Below are 16,652 nucleotides of genomic sequence, written 5' to 3'. Positions count from 1 at the left end.
CGACGGGTATCCGACGCATTGAAGCGCCGGGCGGCGTAGGTTCCGGTAATGACGCTTCAGGTGACGAACACGCTCACGGGCGAGCGCGAGGCGTTCGAGCCGGTCAACAACGGTGAAGTTCTCCTCTACCTCTGCGGTCTCACCACCTCGGATCCCGCCCACGTCGGCCACGCCCGCACGTGGACGCACACCGACGTGATCCACCGGTGGCTGGAGTACCTCGGCTACGACGTGCGCCACGTCGAGAACTTCACCGACGTGAACGAGAAGATCGTCGCCCGCGTCGGCGAAGTCGGCGACGACGAGGAGGACGTCGCCCGCCACTACACGGAGTCGTTCATCGAGGACATGCGCGCGCTCAACCTCAAGCGCGCCGACGTGTATCCGCGCGTCTCCGAGCACATCGACGACATCGTCGCGATGGTCGAGACGCTGATCAAGGAGGGCTACGCCTACGAGTCCAACGGGTCGGTCTACTTCGACGTGACCGCCGACCCCGACTACGGGAAGCTCTCGAACCAGGAGGTCGACGACTCGGAGGCCCAGGGCGACGAGAGCGAGCGCGCTGAGAAGCGCAACCCCGCCGACTTCGCGCTCTGGAAGGCCGGCGGCGTCGCCCCGGAAGACATCGCGGAGCACCGCCACGACGAGGCCGCGCCCGCCGATCAGGCCGCCGAACAGGCCCAGACCTGGGAGTCGCCGTGGGGCGAGGGCCGGCCCGGCTGGCACATCGAGTGCTCCGCGATGTCGACGACCCACCTCGGCGAAACCTTCGACGTCCACGTCGCCGGCTCGGACCTCGTCTTCCCGCACAACGAGAACGAGATCGCACAGAGCGAGTGCGCCACCGGCCAGCAGTTCGCCAACTACTGGCTCCACACGGGGATGGTTCAGGTGGCCGACGAGAAGATGAGTTCGAGCCTCCAGAACTTCACCACCGCGCGGGCGGCCATCGAGGAGTTCGGCGTCGACGTCCTCCGGACCTTCTTCGTCTCGACGGTCTACTCGGCCGACCCGACGTTCTCCGAGGAGACGCTCGCCGAGGCCGAGGAGCGCTGGGAGCGCCTCGAACGGGGGTACGAGCGCGCGGTCGAGGCCGCCGACAGCGTCGACGCCTACGCGAAGGCGACCGACGAGGAACTCCGCGACGCGGTCGACGCGGCGCGGGCCGACTTCGAGGCGGCCATGAACGACGACTTCAACACCCGTGAGGCGATGGCCGCGCTCCTCGAACTGGCCTCGGCGGTCCACGCCCACGTCGACGAGCGCGACCGGTACGACTTCCCCGCGCTCAAGCGGGCGATCGACGCGTTCGAAGAACTGGGCGGCGACGTCTTCGGGCTCTCGTTCGGCCGCGAGGACGGCGGCGACGTCCGCGTCGCCGAGGACCTGGTCGAACTCGTCCTCGACCTGCGCGAACGGGAGCGAGAGGCCGGCAACTACGAGCGCGCCGACGAGTTGCGCGACGGCCTCGACGAGGCGGGCGTCGAAGTCGAGGACGGCGACGACGGCCCGACCTATCGCTTCGAGTAGCGGGCCGAGAGCGGGAGCGCCGCCGGGTACCGCTTCCGAAGCGGACCGGCGGGCGCTCTCTGCGTTCGGTCCCGTTGCCGGCGGGTTTATCTGCCGGCCCGACCACTCCTCGATATGTCACGACCGCGCGGTCTGGCGATCGCACTCGCCATCGTCCTCGCGCTCGCGGGCGGGGGCTGCGTGGGCTTTCTGACCGGGAGCCAGCCCTACGAGTTCGCCGCGAACGCGACCGAAGTCGACCAGTCGACACTCGAATCGACGGAGTACCGGCTCGCGAGTAGCGAGTCGCCCAACCGCACGCTGAACGTCACCGTCGGCGGGCAGACCCGCCAGGTGAGTCTCTCCAGCGAGGTCCGGAAGTACAACCGCACCGTGACCCTCGCGCCCGGCGTCGAGGGCGAGTTCGCGCGCTTCTCGGTCTACTCGACGCCGGCCGCCACGGTCGCCGGTCAGTCGGTCAACCCCGTCGGCGACTGGTCGACCGACCGGATCGTCCGGCGCCTGGTCAGTTCGACGTCCGGGCTCTCGAACGTGCAGTTCGAATCCAACCGGTCCGTGCAGTTCCTGGGCGCCGAGCGGACGGTCTCGGCGTACGGCGCCAGCCAGTCGATGGGCGGCGTCGAGACGAACGTCACGATCCACCTCTCGATGGTCGAGCACGACGGCGACAACGTGATCGCCGTCGCCGTCCATCCCGAGCGCGTCGACGAGCGGTCCCGCGTGAACGACCTCCTCGCGGGGCTCCGACACCCGCCCGCGGAGAAGTCGCCCTCGTAGCGACGACGGCGAGGACGGCCGAGAGTCCGCTGAGAACCGCTATCCGCCGCCACCGGCGACGCCGGTGCCGATCGCGGCGCCGCAGTCGTCGCAGGCCGCGACGTAGAATCGCTTCGCCGACTTGAACAGCCCGGCCATCTTCGACTCCATGTCGACGAACTCCACGTCGGAGCTGTCGGCGATCTCCGCCTCGCATTCTGGGCAGTGCACCATGGCTGACAGGTCCGGCGGCTGCGGTAAGTGTCTTGTCCCGGGCCAGCGGCGTTCAGGCTCGGCGGAACGGGCGGGGGAGCGTCGCCTACGCTTTTACCCCTCCGGTCCATCCAGCGGGACATGAACGCGCAACTCGCCCTCGGCCTCGGGTTGACCGCGCTCGGTCTCCTCGGCTACGTGGTCGGGATCGAGACGGCCTATCCGGGCCGGTCCTTCGCCGTGACCGCCGTCATGGTCGGGGTCACGATGGCCGCCATCGGCCGGTCGAACGGCCCGGAGGACCAATCGTGACCTCGGCGCTCGTCTACCGGTCCGACGAGGTCACCGAGTACGACGACCTCGCCGAGGCCAGAGCGGCACGGGGGACGACCTGGGTACACGCCGCAGACGCCGACCGTGCGGAGATGGAGCGGATCGCCGAGTGCTTCGACCTGCACCCGCTCGCGATCGAGGACATCTGGAACGACGTCCGCCCGAAGACCGAGGAGTACGACAAGTACACCTTCGTCCTCCTCAAGCGGGCGGTGCTCCGGCGCGGCGAGACAACCTTCGACGAGGAGATCGCCGACTCCCCGATCGGGGTGTTCATCGGCGACGACTGGGTCGTCTCGATGACGCCCGACTCCGCCGAACCGGTCGAGCGCGTCCGCCGCGCCGTCGACACCGGCGACGAACGACTCCTCCACCGCGGCCCCGACTTCACCGCCTACCGCGTCATCGACGTCGTCGTCGACGAGTACTTCGTGCTGCTGGACACCATCGAGGACGACATCGAAGCGGTCGAGGACGACGTGACCACCTCGACCGAGATCGACACGCTCGAAGAGATCAACAGCGTCCGGCGGGAGCTGCTGTCCTTTCGCAAGCTGGCCTGGCCGACCCGCGAGGCCGTCGGCGTCCTCGCGCGCGGCGACCCCAAGCAGATCCAGGAAGACACCGAGAAGTACTACCGCGACGTCTACGACCACCTCGTCCAGCTCGTCGACCTGACCGAGACGTACCGCGACCTGGCCTCCGGCGCCCGCGACATCTACCTCAACACCCTCGCCCAGTCGACCAACGAGGTGATGAAGGTGCTCACCGTCGTCGCGACGATCTTCATCCCGCTCACCTTCGTCGTCGGCGTCTACGGCATGAACTTCGCCGACAGCCCGTTCAACATGCCCGAACTCGGCTGGACGTACGGCTACCCCGCCGTCATGGTCGGGATGCTCGCCGTCGCCCTGATCATGCTCGGGTACTTCCGCCGACAGGGGTACATCTGATGGCGGTCGGCCACCGACGATCGGAGGGGGTTAGAGCACTCAGCTGCAACCCATGGTGTATCAGGTGACCCTGTGACCGACGAGGACCCCGACGGCGTCTCCGGCCACGACATCGTAGACCAGGCACCGGTAGGTATCACGCGGTTCGACGCCTCGCGGGAGGGGTCGCCGGTCGTCTACGCGAACGACCGGTTCCTGGAGATGACGGGCTACGCGGCCGCGGAGGTCGTCGGTCGCGACTGGCTCGCGCTCCGGGGGGAGGAGACGGCCGCGGAGTCCGTCGCGGCGCTCCGCGACGCGGTCGCGGCGAGCGAGCGAGCCACCGTCGAACTCCGGAACTACCGCGCCGACGGGACCCCGTTCTGGAACCGGGTCCGGGTCGCGCCGCTGCGCGACGGCGCCGACGAGGTGACGGAGTTCGTCGCCTTCCACGAGGACGTGACGGCGGAGAAGCGCCACGAGGCGACCCTGGAAGCCCTCCACGCGGTCGCGACGCGGCTCCAGACCGAGGAGACGGTCGACGCCGTCTGCGAGCGGACGGTCGACGCCGCGGCGACGGTCCTCGATTTCGACATGTGCACGATCCTCATCAGGGACGGCGACTGGCTCGTGCCGCGGGCGACCTCCGCGGGCGCGCCGTCGGACGGCAGCCGCCGCATGGGCCTCGACCAGGGGCTCGCCGGGAAGACCTACCGGACCCAGGAACCGCAGGTCGTCGACGACGTCGCGGACGACGAGGACAGCGACCCCGCCAAGGACATCTACCGGTCGGGGATCAGCGTCCCGTTCGGGGAGGGCGGCGTCTTCCAGGCCGTCCAGACGGAGACGGGCGCCTTCGACGAGCGGGACGTCGAACTCACGGAACTGCTGGTGACCCACACCGCCTCGGCGATCGGTCGGATCGAGCGCGAGCAGGAGCTCCAGCGGCAGAACGAGCGCCTCGAAGCGTTCGCGGACGTCGTGAGCCACGACCTCCGCAACCCCCTGACGGTGCTCGGCGGATCGCTCCAGATGGCCGAAGAGACCGGCGAGCGCGAGCACTTCGAGCGGGGGCGGCGAGCGCTCGAACGCATGGAACAGCTGATCGACGACCTGCTGTCGCTGGCCCGAACCGGCGACGCCCAGGCCGAGACGGCGGTCGATCTCGCGACCGCCGCCGCGGAGTCCTGGGACGGCGTCGAGACGGGCGAGGCGCTCGTCAGCATCGAGACGGCCGCGACGATCCGGTGTCGGGAGGGGCGGCTGCGGCAGTTGCTGGAGAACCTGTTTCGGAACGCGGCGGAGCACACGACCGGTGCGGTGACCGTCACCGTCGGCGACCTGCCGGACGGAGCCGGGTTCTTCGTCGAAGACGACGGCCCGGGAATCCCGGCCGAGGACCGGGAGCGAGTGTTCGACAGCGGCTACTCGACGGCCGCTGACGGGACCGGGCTGGGACTGTCGATCGTCAGGGAGATCGCGGAGGCCCACGGCTGGGACGTGGTGCTCACCGAGAGCGAGCGCGGCGGGGCGCGCTTCGAGCTGACCGGCGTCGAGACGCTCACCTGACGGCCGGAGTCCGCGGCGCTGGGACCGTTCAGAAGACGCCGAGGGTGAACCCGAGCAGGCCGAGGACGTAGATCGTCCCGACGACGATGATCCCGATGACGACGAGCCGCCAGGCCATCGACAGCAGGAAGCGACCGATCAGGATGATCGCCGCCAACAGGACGAGGACGCCGAGGATACCGACTGGCTGTGTGAGGATCTCCAGTCCGGACTGGAGGGCCACTGCGCTGAGCATACCGGATACTGGCCGCTCTGTCACCATAAGCTTCCGGGCCAGTTCGACGGGCGTCTGACGGCGAGATCGGCCGCTCCCGCCGCGCCGGTTCTTCGTCGCCCCTCAGTCCTCGTCAGCGGGTCGCGGTGAGAGGTCGCCGGACTCGACCATCGATTCGAGCGGGTTGTCGTCGACGGTGAGCGGGAGGTCGACGCGGCCGCGCTTGCGCGAGGACTCCCAGGCCGCGAATATCACCTCGGTCACCGCGAGCGCCCGGCGGGCGGAGAACTCCGGTTCGACGCCGTCGCGCAGGCAGTCGACGACGTGGTCGATGGCCGGCGGCACGGCCGCCGCAGCGGCGTCGGCGACCAGCGTCTCCCAGTCGCCGCCGTCCCGGCGGACGCGCGCCTGCTCGTCAGCCCAGGGCGTGATCTCGATGACGCCGTCGGTGCCGTGGAGGCGGTGGCGGATGCCCTCGCCGACGCCGTCTTCCCCGTACCCGGTGGTCGCGATGCCCTGAACCCCGTTGCCGTAGGCCCACTGGACGAGGCCCTGGTTCTCGTTGTGGGCACCGTACTTGACGTACTCCTCGCGGTAGTCGATCTGGCCGATGACCCACTCGACCGGCGACTCGCCGGCGTACATGTGTGCGAGGTCGATGTGGTGCGTGCCGTTGTCCAGCAGCGTGCTCGTCGACACCTCCACCCGCCGGAGGTCGCCGATCGCGCCGCTGTCCAGCGCGAGCTTCGGCTCGCGCCACACCGGCGAGAACCTGCGCTGGTGGTTGAAGGTCAGCTGGACGTCCCGGCGGCTCGCCTCCTGGGCCATCAGTCGCGCGTCGCCCCACGTCGTCGCCATCGGCTTCTCGCAGTGGACGGCGTCGGGGACGCCGCTGTGGACGCAGTCCAGTACGATGTCGGCGTGGGTCGGGACGGGCGTGGAGATCGAGACGATGTCCGGCTCGACGACCTCCAGCATCCGCTCGTAGTCCTCGAAGACCCCGTCCTCGGGGATCTGGAACTCGTCGGCGAACGCGGCGACGTTCTCGCGGACGATGTCTGCCGCCGCGACGACGTCGCAGTCGTCGCGGTCGCGGTACCCCTCGGCGTGGCGGTAGGCCATCGCCGCGCTCTCTCCCCACACCGGGTTGTCGGGCTCCGGCCCGGTTCCGATAAACGCGATATCGTATGCCATACACTCGTCTTACGGCGATAGCACAAAAGTCTCGGCCTCCCGGACGGGTGCGCCGGGATCCCAGGCCTCCGGCGGGGTGTCGGGCTCTCGATAGCCCCGGAGAGTCGCGCCCGGATCCGTGGACTAAAAGTCCGCCCGTATGACGTGACGAGTATGGTACGCACTGCCATCAACCTCTACTCGGTCCGGAATCTCGACCTCCCGATGGCCGAGATCCTCGAACGTTGCGCAGACGCAGGCTACGACGGCGTCCAGTTCTCCGGCGAGTTCGGCGGGCTCTCCCCGGACGAGTTAGCGACGAAACTCGACGACCTCGGGCTGGACGTGACGGCCGCTCACGTCGACCTCGACGCGATGGAAACCGACGCCGCCAGCGTCGTCGAGACCCACGAGACCATCGGCTCGGACGGCGCGGTCGTCCCGTGGCTCGGCGCCGAGCACTTCGAGTCCCGCGAGGCCGCCGAGGAGACCGCGACGCGCCTGGAGAACGTCGCCGCGAACCTCGCCGACCACGACTTCTCGCTGCACTACCACAACCACGACCACGAGTTCGTCCCCGTCGACGACACCACCGGTTACGAGGTGTTCGCCGAGGTCTGTAGCCTCCTGCTGGAACCCGACGTGGGCTGGATCGAGACGGCCGGTCACGACCCCGTCGAGTTGCTCGAACGGTACGGCGACCGGATCGAGATCGTCCACATGAAGGACATGGCCGACGGGGACTTCTGCGAGATCGGCGACGGCGACGTGGACATGCAGGCCTGCGCCGACACCGCCCGCGATATCGGCGCGGAGTGGCTCGTCTACGAGCACGACCAGCCCGAGGACCCCGCCGCGTCGATCGACCACGGCGCGCAGTTCCTCGACGGGCTGTAGCCCGCCAGGCCGGATTCGCGGGCCGGACGTTCTCCTGCGGCGAACCGACCGGCGAAGGTGCTGATACTCGGCGCAGAACGATTAAGGGGGGCCGTTTCCCAGTCCGTGGTATGACACGGGCAGGCGGTCGTCGAGTCGTCGTCGCAGCGATCGCGCTCTTCATTCTCGTCGGCACGGTCGCGGGGACCGGCATCGCCGACACCGGAGCCGCGACGCTTTCACCGGCCGATCCCGGCGTTTCGGCCGTCGGATCGGCGGACAACGGCTCGGTCGCCGAACCTCCGCGCTTCGCCTCGGACACGACCGGGCCGGGCGCGCCGCCACAGCGGGTCAGGAAGTCGGTCACCGAGTCGGGCGGATCGGCTTCAGCGGTCGGGACCGACGACGTGTTCGACGCCGCGGCGGCGAACGTCACGGCCACGCAGGAGTTCCGGCTGACGCCGGAGAAGCGCGGCGAGGTCACCGTGGTCCAGCGCTACCAGGTGCCCGACCGCGTGGCGGCGCTGAAGCCCCGGCTCCCCGAGGACGTGACCGTCACCGCGACGAAGGGCTTCTCGCACGCCGAGGGGACCACCTACGAGTGGGACGGCAACACCTCGGCGCCGCAGATCACGTTCACGTTACGGGTCAACGAGACGCGCGACCTCGCCGGTCCCGAGGGCGCACGGGGGCGCTACCTCTTCGTCGACGCCGGCGAGTGGGCCCTGTTCCGGAAGCCGTCGATCCCGACCAGCTGGTCCTGGCGCGGGGCCGAACCGATCGGGATCACCCGCGAGTCGACCACCGCGGGACCGGGCCACGTCGGCGAGTGGATGGCCTACATGGGCACCGTCCAGACCTACGAGCGGCGAGCGCACGGCCAGCGGTTCCAGCTGGTGGTCCCCGACCGCGCGGCGCTGGCGGAGTCGCCCGACTCGATCCTCGACACGTTCGCCGCCTCCGCGGACCAGCTACGAGTCGGCGACCGCGACGACGAGGTGGTCGCGTTCGCGGCGCCGACGACGACCGTCCAGTGGGGCGTGCGCGGGCTGCAGTACGGCGACAGCGACATGTGGATCCGCGACGCAGAGCCGCTCGCGACCGCGGAGAACACCTGGATCCACGAGTACGTCCACACCCGCCAGGACTTCGAGACGGCGTCCTCGGCGAAGTGGACGACCGAGGCGTTCGCCACCTACTACGCCGCCCTGCTGGCGATGGAACAGGGCCACGCGGACTACGACGCGGTCCGCGACGTGTTCCGGCAGGGCACCCGCCAGCCACAGAGCGACGCGGTCCTCACCGACCCGTCGACGTGGACCAACGCCGCCAACTACCTGAAGGGGAGCCTCGTCGCCGCCGACACCGACCGACGGATCCGCCTGGCGACCGACCAGTCGCGGTCGCTCCAGGCCGTCTTCTCGACGCTGAACGCCCACCCGGGACCGGTCGACCAGCGGGCGGTCTTCGAGTCGGTCGGGACCGTCGCCGGCCCGGAGGTCCGCCGTGCGGCCGTCACCTACGCGAGCACGGCCCGGACGCCGGACCTGTGGTCCAGGGCGGCCCACGGCGAGGCGTTCGGTTCGACGCCCGCGCGAGTCGGGATCGGACTCGCCGACGCGCCCGACGCCCTCGCCGTCGGCGGCCCCTATCGAAACGCCAGCCTCGACGGCCCCGACGTCGCGCTGTTCGCCGGCGAGACGCTGACGGTCACCGGTGCGGTCACGAACACGGGCGACGCGGCCGCCGAGTACGAGGCGCGGTTCGTCGTCGACGACCGGGTCGTCGCCACCGAGGCCGGGACGATCCGGCCGGGCGAGCGGGTGACCCACGCCTTCGAGCGGACCTTCACCGAACCCGGCGAGCACACCCTCGCCGTGGGGAGCGACGAGGTGACCGTCGAGGTGCACGACCCCGCGTCGGCGACGGTGACCGACTTCTCGGCGAACCGGACCGCTCTCTCGGCGCCCGGCGCGGTGACGTTCACGGCCACGGTCAGCAACACGCACGACGTCCCCGCACGCGGCAACGTCACTATCCGCGGCCCCAACGGACCGATCATCGACCGGGACGTCGCACTCGGGCCGGGCGAGTCGCGGACGGTCTCGGGCGTCGCTCGCCTGGGTCGCGGCGAGTACGAGTTCACCGTCGGCGACGCCGACGCCCTCACCGTGACCGTCGGACAGACCGTCGGCGACGGAGGGGGCGGAGGCGGCAGTGGCCAGGACGGAGACGGCGGCAGCACCGGCTTCGGTCCCGGATTCGGGCCGGTGACCGCGCTCGTGGCCGTCCTCGCGGCGCTCGCGCTCCTCGGCCGGCGGCGAGCGTGAAAACGACTGCGGGACGGCCGAGCTACTCCTCGCCGGATTCGACGGCTTCGAGCAGCGTCAGCGTCCGGTCGACCAGTGCGTCGGGTTCGCGGGCGAGCACGAAGACGAGGGGCTCGTCGCCGTACGCGCCCCGATCGACGAGCGCCGACGGCGTCCCCTCCACGGAGTCGAAGGCGGCTTCGACGCCGGACTCGACGGTGAATCCCCCGCTGTTCCGGGACGCTTCTCCGGTGTCGTACTCCGCCGCGGGGCCGTCGAGGTCGTCCAGCGCGGCGGCGACCTCGTCGTCGTAGCGGCAGTTCGCGGCGAAGCGGAGCGCGGGGTCGCGTTCCCTGGCCGCGAGCAGCAGGCGGGCGACGTGAGTCGACGCGCCGAAGCGGACCCCGCGGTTGGGCTGGGCGCCCGACAGCGTCCGGGTGATCCGCCCTTCGACGGCCGCGGTCTCGTCCGGCCGTTCGGCGTACGGCGTGGCACCGGCGACGTTGATGCCGACCTCGGGCACCAGCGGCCCGACGTTCCGGTCGACGAACGACTGGACGACGCTCTCGACGGCCTCCGCGGTCGCGTCGCGAGCGGCCCGGTCGCGCAGTTCGACGGCGTGGTGGACGGCGCCGGGGCCCTCGCCCACGTCGAGGTTGTAGCGGACGGCGCGGCCGAGCAGGTCGATGCCCGCCCCCGCGGCGTCCACGAGGTCGTCGCCGTGCGCGAGGCGAGCGGCGATCGCCGAGGAGAGCGTACAGCCCGACCCGTGGGTGGCGTCGGTGTCGACCCGCGGGTGGCGGAACGTCTCGACGCGCTCGCCCGTGACGAGCACGTCCACCACGTCGTCGCCCGGCACGTGCCCGCCCTTGACCAGCGCCGCGTCGGCGCCCGCGTCGACGAGGCGCTCGCCGGCCTCGCGGGCCTCCGCCTCGCTCTCGGGGTTCACACCGGTGAGGACGGCCGCCTCGTCGGCGTTGGGGGTGACCAGCGTCGCCTCCGCGATCAGGCGCTCGTATGCGGATTCCGCTTCGCTGGCGAGCAGGCGGTCGCCCGACGCGGCGACCATCACCGGGTCGATCACGGCCGGCGCGTTGAGGTCGCGGACCTGTTCGGTGACGAGTTCGACCACCTCCGCGGTGGCGAGCATGCCCGTCTTGACGGCGGCCACGTCGAGATCGGTGCAGACCGCCTCGCACTGGGCGTCGATCTCCTCGGTGGGGAGGACGTGCGTGCTCTCGACGCCGGTCGTGTTCTGCGCGGTGACGCTCGTGATCGCCGTCGCGCCGAACGCGCCGCCGGCCTCGATCGTCTTCAGGTCGGCCTGGACGCCGGCGCCGCCGCCCGAGTCGCTCCCGGCGATCGCGAGGACGACTGGCGGCGTGACCGGCGCTTCCTGTCGTGTCATGTGCGGGTGTTTCCGCGCCGACACCAAAGCGGTGGCGAGAGGCGCCGGCCCAGTACGTTCCACGCAGACACGTGGTAACTACACACAAACGCCTGCCGCCCCTGCGTTCGGACATGGAACTGGAACTTGCCGAGGTCGAGGAGTACCTCCACGAGTTCGACTACCCGATCGACCGCGACGAACTGGCCGCCGCCTGCGAGGACGTGACGATACAACTGGCCGAGGGCGAGCGAAACCTCGGGGACCTGATCGCGGAGTCGACCGCCGACGGCTTCGGGTCCGCGGACGACGCCTACACCGCCGTCCAGAACGACCTCCCGCGGGAAGCGGTCGGCGAACCGTACCAGTCGGAAGGCGAGGGATAGCGATCCTGCGGGACGAGGAGTCCTACCGGAAGCGGCGAGTCACGGGAGCGAATGCACCACCGAGACGAGCGTCAGTGGCGCGGCGAAGACCAGAACGTACCACAGCGCCCCTCCGAGGAGGAGCGCATACATCGAGGCGCCGTAGCCGGTCGGGTCCCAGTCGACCCCGGCCCGCGGGAGCGCGACCGCGGCGACGAGCGGGACCGCGACGACCGTAACGCCGCCCTCACCGGCGAGCGCGACCCGTTCCCGCGCCGCCGATCCGCCTTATACTATATAGTGTATGGGGGTGGTACCCACGGTAAAGCTTAACTCACTCAACGACAGCAACTAGAGCGAACTCTACGATGTCCGAGACGCAGCGGCGACCGGAACGCGCGGCGGATCGATGCGGGACCTTCGAGACCATCGACGGCGACCTGGTGCTGTACGACCGGGACAACGCCAACGCCTGGATCCAGGCCAGTTACGCCATCGACTTCGAGGACGTACGCGCGTACGGCCCGACAGAGTAATCGCCGTGGACGCCGGTTCGGCGTCGAGGCGGCTGTCATTTTCCGCCGACGGAAGTCGGCGTCGCGTTTCTCACCCGACAGTGATCAGCGTCACGCCGGCGATGGCGAACGCCGCGGCGACGAGCCGCACGCGGAAGGCGTCCTCGCCGAGGATCACGCCGCCGAGCAGGACGGCGATGACGGCCTGCGTGTTGATGATCGGCGAGGCGAGGCTGGCCGACAGCGTCGAGAACGCCAGCATCACGAAGTGCTCGCCCACCGCGATCAGGAGCCCGACGCCCGCGAACAGGTGCAGGTCGCCCCGGACGCCGTCGGGCAGGCGCCGGGCTGCCAGCGGCGCGAGCGCGAGCGGCACGGCCACGAAGAGTACGAGGTTGAACGTCTCCGGTGGCACCTGCAGTTCCTGCATCAGCACGCGCTTGCCTACGTCGACCACGCCGAAGACGGCCGCGCTGGCGAGGGCGAGCTGGGCCGGTCGGGAGTGGGCGGCCCGAACGAACGGCTCGACGAGTTTCCCCGGTTCGTAGTTGGCGACGTACACCGCGGCCGTCGCGACGAGGACGCCGAAGATCTGGACGGACGAGAGGTGCTCGTGGAGGAAGACCAGTTCGATGGGGAGGACGAAGACGGCGACGAGCTTGCTGATCGGCGCGACGTAGGAGACGTCGCCGACGGCGATCGCCCGGAAGGAGGCGAGGAAGGCCAGGATCGAGCCGCCGACCGTGAGGACGAACATCCCGACGCCGAGGGCACCGAACCCGTCGGGGAGGAACGGGCCGTCGCTCGCCACGGCGGCGATCGGCAGGTACCACACGAACGACGCGGCGAACGTCAGCGTGACGTACACCGTCGACGGGTAGTCGCTGAAGTAGCGCTTGATGCAGAACAGGTAGACGCCGAGGACCAGCGACGCCAGGCCGGCGTAGACCAGTCCGGGTTCCGGGCCGAACACGGCGGACGATTCCCCTGAGCGACCAAGAGCGTTCCCTTCTGCGTCAGATCACGACAGTCAGTCGATACCGGGTCGGCCTACACCCAGGGGACGCCGACCGCCGAGAACACGCCGAGTCCCAGGGGGCCGAGGACGGTGAAGACGACGGCGAGCGTGAGCCAGGCGACGACCGCGATGCCGAGCGCCTCGACCCAGCCGCCCGAGTAGGTCACGTTCAGCACGGCGAGGTACGCGACGAACGTCAGCAGCGGTCCGAGCAGCGGGATCCAGCCGAAGAACGCGCCGACGACCGCCCACACCACCGAGCCGATGATCGCCGCGGTGACGGCCTTCTCGAAGCTCCCGCCGTCCGCGATCAGTTCGGCGCCGACGTAGATGCCGAACCCACCGACCAGTACCCCGACGACGAACGTGACGAAGGCCGTAACGAGTCCCATGGTCGAGGTCAGAACTCGACACCTCAAAAAGGTAAGCGATCGGCACGTAACCGGGCCCGCCCCGGCGGCTCAGAGCCAGGGGATACCGCCGTAGCGCAGGTAGACCATGTCGAGGATCAGGAGGAGCTGGAAGAAGCCCTGGACGCCGCCGAGCATCGCGTTTTGCTTTCCGATGGCGGCGATGATCGACGGGTCGGGTTCGGCGGAGATCATCTCCAGGTACATCCGCACCTCGCCGGGCATCAGGAAACCGAAGCCCTGCACCGAGAGGATAGTGACGATGGCCAGTGCGATGACGACAGCAGGCTCGGTCATCTGGAACTCGCCGATCGTGAGCGCGACCCACGCGAGCGAGCCGACGGTGACGACGGCGAAGGCGGCCTGCCATCGCCGGTCACCGTAGCAGTTCAGCCGCCGGCCGATCAACAGCGAGACGGGGATCAGGTTCGCGGCCGTGAACAGGGCCAGCCACGGCTCGGCGTGGGAGAACATCCCGACCTTCTGGGCGAGCGTGAGCCCGCTCGCGATCGTCACCGTCGCGAGCGAGGGCAGGAGGAAGGCGGTCTTGGGCGTCAGGCGCTGGAAGACAGCGGCGCTCTGCTCGTCGTCGAGGCCGCCCACGACCGGACCGAGGACGGCGCCCATGAAGATGTCGATGCCCGTCCAGAGGACCCCCGCCATGACGTGGACGTAGGTGTGTTCCTGGAGGGATGCGACCGTCAGCGCGTACCCGAGCGCGGCGAGCGGGACGAGGACCACCGCGACCGCGAACGCCGGATTGGCCCGCCGCCCCAGCCCGCCGACCGTACCCCTGATCGTTGTCGTCGACATACGTGTCAAGATGCCGAATACCCGTGATAAAAGTACTCCTCGCGGAAGTTTCGGCGCGCCGGGGCCGTCGTCCGTCGCGCCCCTTTTCCGCGTTCGGTCGCTAGCGCCGCGCATGAGTGACGCCGAGACCGCCGAGAGCATCGGGATCTACTCCGACTACGTCTGTCCGTTCTGCTACCTGGGCCGCGAGTCGCTCTCGCAGTATCAGGACGACCGCGAGGAGCCGCTGGAGATCGACTGGCACCCCTTCGACCTCCGCGCGGGCAAGCGCAACCCCGACGGCTCGATCGACCACTCCGTCGACGACGGCAAAGACGAGGACTACTACGAACAGGCGAAAGAGAACGTCGAGCGCCTGCAGGAGGAGTACGGCGTCGAGATGAGCCTCGACCTGTCGCGAGACGTGGACTCGCTGCCGGCGCAGGTCGCCTCCCTCTACGTCAAGGAGCACTACCCCTACGAGCAGTGGCTCGCGTTCGACGTGGCGATATTCGAGGCGCTCTGGCAGGACGAGCGCGACATCGGCGACGCGGACGTGCTCGCCGACCTGGCCGCGGAGGCCGACCTCGACCCCGAGGAGATCCGCGCCGCTGTGGACGACGAGGAGTGGCGCAGCGAGGTCGAGCGACGGTTCGACGCGGCCCGCCAGCAGGGCGTCACCGGCGTGCCGACGTTCATCTACGGCGAGCACGCGGCCCGCGGCGCCGTCCCGCCGGAGCACATCGAGCGGCTCGTCGAAGGGACCTGAGCGACGGCGGGCGCCGACCCACACTACTTACCGTCGGGGGCCCCCACGACAGGGTAATGACCGTCAGGAAACACGCGTCGAAACACGACCGCATCGCCGAGCTACCGCTGGTGACGGAGTCGGCGACGGTCGTCGCGACCGAGGACCTCGACCGCGACCGGACCGAGGAAGTCCGGGAAGCGGTCGACCACTGGTTCGAAGAGGCGGGCCTGGCCGATCGCTACGAGACCGTCTCCGACTACGACGACTGGGAGACGCTCGTCCGCGAACTCCGCGCAGACGGCTATCACGGTTTCGCCCGCCGCTGCGGGGCGCTCATGGAGCGGTACGAGCGGCCCTACCCGATGCTCACGCGGATCGAGTTCGAGCCAGACAAGCCCTTCGAGTACCTCGCCGGCCAGTACGTCGGCCTGCGCTACTGCGGCAACTCCCGCGCGTACTCGCTGGCGAGTTCGCCCACCCGCGACACGGTCGAGATCTGCGTCCGCCGCGTCCCCGGCGGCGACCTGTCGCCGCAGCTCTGCGCGGACCTCTCGGTCGGCGACAGGGTGACGATGCGCGGTCCGCGCGGCGAACTCGTCCTGGACGACCCGTCGAAGCGGGACCTGGTCTTCCTCGCGACCGGGACCGGCGTCGCGCCGTTCAAGGGCATGGCCGACTACGTCTTCGAGACGGGGATCGACGAGTTTCGGGGCGAGCAGCGGGACGTGTGGGTCTTCCTCGGCGCCGCCTGGGAAGACGACCTGCCCTACCGCGAGGCGTTCCGCGAGTACGCCAGCGAGCGAGACAACTTCCACTTCGTCCCGTGTCTGAGCCGCGAGTCCTATCTCTCGAAGTGGACCGGCGAGACCGACTACGTGCAGCACGCGTTCGTGAAACACGTCGACGAATCGACCGTGACGGCGCCGCTCGGCCGCGAACTGGAGCGGTGGCTCGGCGAGTCGCCCGACTCCGGCATCGACGCGCGCATCGACCCGGGGAACGCCGAGGTGTACGCCTGCGGGCTGAACGCGATGGTCCACAGCCTCGTCGACGCCGCCGAGTCCGTCGGCGTCCCCGACGACCGCATCGACGCCGAGGGGTTCGGGTAGGCCACCGGGACGGCGAGCCTGCAACGGACGGACGAATCGACCGAAAGAATTCTGTGAACGAGGCGAGAGGTTTCGATATGGCGCCCGCCCTCTCCCGCGCGCCGACCGAGCGGATCCGACGCGTCGACGTCTTCGCGTACGTCCTCGGTCTCATGGGACCCCTGTACATCGGCGACTTCTTGGTGGCGGCGTTCGCGGGTACCGCGACGACGTTCGGGGCCGGGCTAGCTGTGATCGGCGGATTCGCGCTCTTCGTCGCCGCCCACATGTACCGGAATCCGGACGCGATCAACGACGGCACCGAGCCGGCGCCCGCCTATCTGTACGTCCTGCCCGTCGTCTCCACCGGAGCCTTCCTCGTGCTGGCCGTCGGCTGGGTCACCGGCCTCGCGTAGTC

The 16,652-nt window shown here is 69.8% G+C and carries 19 protein-coding genes; 12 read left to right on the top strand and 7 right to left on the bottom strand.

Translation table 11 applies throughout. The features are described 5' to 3' along the window. The first annotated feature begins 48 nt into the window (after positions 1-48). A complete protein-coding gene (gene cysS / locus PSC72_RS03340) occupies positions 49-1,533 on the top strand; it encodes a cysteine--tRNA ligase (RefSeq protein ID WP_274324474.1) in 1,485 nt (494 codons plus the stop codon). A gap of 114 nt (positions 1,534-1,647) precedes the next feature. Next, positions 1,648-2,310, top strand: coding sequence for a DUF6517 family protein (locus PSC72_RS03335; RefSeq protein ID WP_274324473.1), 663 nt, complete (start codon positions 1,648-1,650; stop codon positions 2,308-2,310). A 39-nt stretch (positions 2,311-2,349) separates the two neighbouring features. Here the strand turns inward: PSC72_RS03335 and PSC72_RS03330 are convergent, their stop codons facing one another. Next, a complete protein-coding gene (locus PSC72_RS03330; protein WP_274324472.1) occupies positions 2,350-2,523 on the bottom strand; it encodes a hypothetical protein in 174 nt (57 codons plus the stop codon). Between the two features lie 120 nt (positions 2,524-2,643). Here PSC72_RS03330 and PSC72_RS03325 point away from each other — a divergent pair, with 120 nt between their 5' ends. The 3 genes from PSC72_RS03325 to PSC72_RS03315 all read left to right on the top strand — a co-directional run bounded on the left by PSC72_RS03325 (position 2,644) and on the right by PSC72_RS03315 (position 5,336). Beyond that, a complete protein-coding gene (locus tag PSC72_RS03325) occupies positions 2,644-2,814 on the top strand; it encodes a hypothetical protein (RefSeq protein WP_274324471.1) in 171 nt (56 codons plus the stop codon). Continuing rightward, positions 2,811-3,788 (top strand): magnesium/cobalt transporter CorA, encoded by a 978-nt coding sequence (gene corA / locus PSC72_RS03320; protein ID WP_274324470.1) that lies wholly within the window; start codon positions 2,811-2,813, stop codon positions 3,786-3,788. Before PSC72_RS03325 ends, corA begins: the two co-directional genes overlap by 4 nt. Before the next feature lie 72 nt (positions 3,789-3,860). Then, positions 3,861-5,336 carry a sensor histidine kinase gene (locus tag PSC72_RS03315; protein WP_274324469.1) on the top strand — a complete coding sequence of 492 codons (1,476 nt, stop codon included), beginning with the start codon at positions 3,861-3,863 and terminating at the stop codon, positions 5,334-5,336. A 28-nt stretch (positions 5,337-5,364) separates the two neighbouring features. Here the strand turns inward: PSC72_RS03315 and PSC72_RS03310 are convergent, their stop codons facing one another. Both PSC72_RS03310 and PSC72_RS03305 read right to left on the bottom strand, forming a co-directional pair. Then, the gene (locus tag PSC72_RS03310) at positions 5,365-5,571 is read right to left on the bottom strand and encodes a hypothetical protein (protein ID WP_274324468.1); all 207 of its coding nucleotides are present in this window, start codon (positions 5,569-5,571) and stop codon (positions 5,365-5,367) included. A 102-nt stretch (positions 5,572-5,673) separates the two neighbouring features. Beyond that, a complete protein-coding gene (locus PSC72_RS03305; protein ID WP_274324467.1) occupies positions 5,674-6,744 on the bottom strand; it encodes a Gfo/Idh/MocA family protein in 1,071 nt (356 codons plus the stop codon). Between the two features lie 153 nt (positions 6,745-6,897). Here PSC72_RS03305 and PSC72_RS03300 point away from each other — a divergent pair, with 153 nt between their 5' ends. Both PSC72_RS03300 and PSC72_RS03295 read left to right on the top strand, forming a co-directional pair. Further along, positions 6,898-7,620, top strand: a complete 723-nt coding sequence (locus PSC72_RS03300) for a sugar phosphate isomerase/epimerase family protein (protein WP_274324466.1) — start codon at positions 6,898-6,900, stop codon at positions 7,618-7,620. A 110-nt stretch (positions 7,621-7,730) separates the two neighbouring features. Beyond that, positions 7,731-9,929 (top strand): CARDB domain-containing protein, encoded by a 2,199-nt coding sequence (locus PSC72_RS03295; RefSeq protein ID WP_274324465.1) that lies wholly within the window; start codon positions 7,731-7,733, stop codon positions 9,927-9,929. Between the two features lie 22 nt (positions 9,930-9,951). On the opposite strand, the gene thiD is transcribed toward PSC72_RS03295, so the two are convergent. After that, positions 9,952-11,316, bottom strand: coding sequence for a bifunctional hydroxymethylpyrimidine kinase/phosphomethylpyrimidine kinase (gene thiD / locus PSC72_RS03290; protein WP_274324464.1), 1,365 nt, complete (start codon positions 11,314-11,316; stop codon positions 9,952-9,954). A 113-nt stretch (positions 11,317-11,429) separates the two neighbouring features. Here thiD and PSC72_RS03285 point away from each other — a divergent pair, with 113 nt between their 5' ends. Together PSC72_RS03285 and PSC72_RS03280 are read left to right on the top strand one after the other, a co-directional pair. Next, positions 11,430-11,681: a DUF5789 family protein gene (locus PSC72_RS03285; RefSeq protein WP_274324463.1), complete on the top strand. Its 252-nt coding sequence runs from the start codon at positions 11,430-11,432 to the stop codon at positions 11,679-11,681. 347 nt (positions 11,682-12,028) lie between these two features. Then, complete coding sequence (locus tag PSC72_RS03280) at positions 12,029-12,196, top strand: DUF7331 family protein (protein WP_274324462.1); 168 nt, start codon at positions 12,029-12,031, stop codon at positions 12,194-12,196. A 70-nt stretch (positions 12,197-12,266) separates the two neighbouring features. Here PSC72_RS03280 and PSC72_RS03275 read toward each other — a convergent pair whose 3' ends face one another. From PSC72_RS03275 to PSC72_RS03265, 3 genes are all read right to left on the bottom strand, one after another. Beyond that, positions 12,267-13,148, bottom strand: a complete 882-nt coding sequence (locus PSC72_RS03275; protein ID WP_274324461.1) for a DMT family transporter — start codon at positions 13,146-13,148, stop codon at positions 12,267-12,269. Positions 13,149-13,225: 77 nt separating this feature from the next. Continuing rightward, on the bottom strand, positions 13,226-13,585 hold the full coding sequence (locus PSC72_RS03270) for a hypothetical protein (protein WP_274324460.1): 360 nt from the start codon (positions 13,583-13,585) through the stop codon (positions 13,226-13,228). 69 nt (positions 13,586-13,654) lie between these two features. Beyond that, on the bottom strand, positions 13,655-14,380 hold the full coding sequence (locus PSC72_RS03265; protein ID WP_382261840.1) for a hypothetical protein: 726 nt from the start codon (positions 14,378-14,380) through the stop codon (positions 13,655-13,657). 148 nt (positions 14,381-14,528) lie between these two features. On the opposite strand from PSC72_RS03265, the gene PSC72_RS03260 reads away from it, so the two are divergent. The 3 genes from PSC72_RS03260 (at position 14,529) to PSC72_RS03250 (ending at position 16,650) form a co-directional block, all read left to right on the top strand. Beyond that, entirely contained in the window at positions 14,529-15,164 is a 636-nt protein-coding gene (locus tag PSC72_RS03260; RefSeq protein WP_274324458.1) for a DsbA family oxidoreductase, read from the top strand. A 56-nt stretch (positions 15,165-15,220) separates the two neighbouring features. Further along, a complete protein-coding gene (locus PSC72_RS03255; RefSeq protein WP_274324457.1) occupies positions 15,221-16,255 on the top strand; it encodes a ferredoxin--NADP reductase in 1,035 nt (344 codons plus the stop codon). 77 nt (positions 16,256-16,332) lie between these two features. Beyond that, complete coding sequence (locus PSC72_RS03250) at positions 16,333-16,650, top strand: hypothetical protein (RefSeq protein ID WP_274324456.1); 318 nt, start codon at positions 16,333-16,335, stop codon at positions 16,648-16,650. The last annotated feature ends 2 nt before the right edge of the window (positions 16,651-16,652 follow it).

The sequence above is a fragment of the Halosimplex aquaticum genome (assembly GCF_028747785.1).
Taxonomy (GTDB): Archaea; Halobacteriota; Halobacteria; order Halobacteriales; family Haloarculaceae; genus Halosimplex; species Halosimplex aquaticum.
This window is presented reverse-complemented; position numbering and strand designations above follow the sequence as displayed.

Excerpts from the sequence above, each read along its gene's own strand:
- cysS (WP_274324474.1), top strand. The coding sequence starts at position 49 with ATGACGCTTCAGGTGACGAACACGCTCACGGGCGAGCGCGAGGCGTTC.
- PSC72_RS03335 (WP_274324473.1), top strand. The coding sequence starts at position 1,648 with ATGTCACGACCGCGCGGTCTGGCGATCGCACTCGCCATCGTCCTCGCG.
- PSC72_RS03330 (WP_274324472.1), bottom strand. The coding sequence starts at position 2,523 with ATGGTGCACTGCCCAGAATGCGAGGCGGAGATCGCCGACAGCTCCGAC.
- PSC72_RS03325 (WP_274324471.1), top strand. The coding sequence starts at position 2,644 with ATGAACGCGCAACTCGCCCTCGGCCTCGGGTTGACCGCGCTCGGTCTC.
- PSC72_RS03310 (WP_274324468.1), bottom strand. The coding sequence starts at position 5,571 with ATGCTCAGCGCAGTGGCCCTCCAGTCCGGACTGGAGATCCTCACACAG.
- PSC72_RS03305 (WP_274324467.1), bottom strand. The coding sequence starts at position 6,744 with ATGGCATACGATATCGCGTTTATCGGAACCGGGCCGGAGCCCGACAAC.
- PSC72_RS03300 (WP_274324466.1), top strand. The coding sequence starts at position 6,898 with ATGGTACGCACTGCCATCAACCTCTACTCGGTCCGGAATCTCGACCTC.
- PSC72_RS03295 (WP_274324465.1), top strand. The coding sequence starts at position 7,731 with ATGACACGGGCAGGCGGTCGTCGAGTCGTCGTCGCAGCGATCGCGCTC.
- thiD (WP_274324464.1), bottom strand. The coding sequence starts at position 11,316 with ATGACACGACAGGAAGCGCCGGTCACGCCGCCAGTCGTCCTCGCGATC.
- PSC72_RS03285 (WP_274324463.1), top strand. The coding sequence starts at position 11,430 with ATGGAACTGGAACTTGCCGAGGTCGAGGAGTACCTCCACGAGTTCGAC.
- PSC72_RS03280 (WP_274324462.1), top strand. The coding sequence starts at position 12,029 with ATGTCCGAGACGCAGCGGCGACCGGAACGCGCGGCGGATCGATGCGGG.
- PSC72_RS03270 (WP_274324460.1), bottom strand. The coding sequence starts at position 13,585 with ATGGGACTCGTTACGGCCTTCGTCACGTTCGTCGTCGGGGTACTGGTC.
- PSC72_RS03260 (WP_274324458.1), top strand. The coding sequence starts at position 14,529 with ATGAGTGACGCCGAGACCGCCGAGAGCATCGGGATCTACTCCGACTAC.
- PSC72_RS03255 (WP_274324457.1), top strand. The coding sequence starts at position 15,221 with ATGACCGTCAGGAAACACGCGTCGAAACACGACCGCATCGCCGAGCTA.
- PSC72_RS03250 (WP_274324456.1), top strand. The coding sequence starts at position 16,333 with ATGGCGCCCGCCCTCTCCCGCGCGCCGACCGAGCGGATCCGACGCGTC.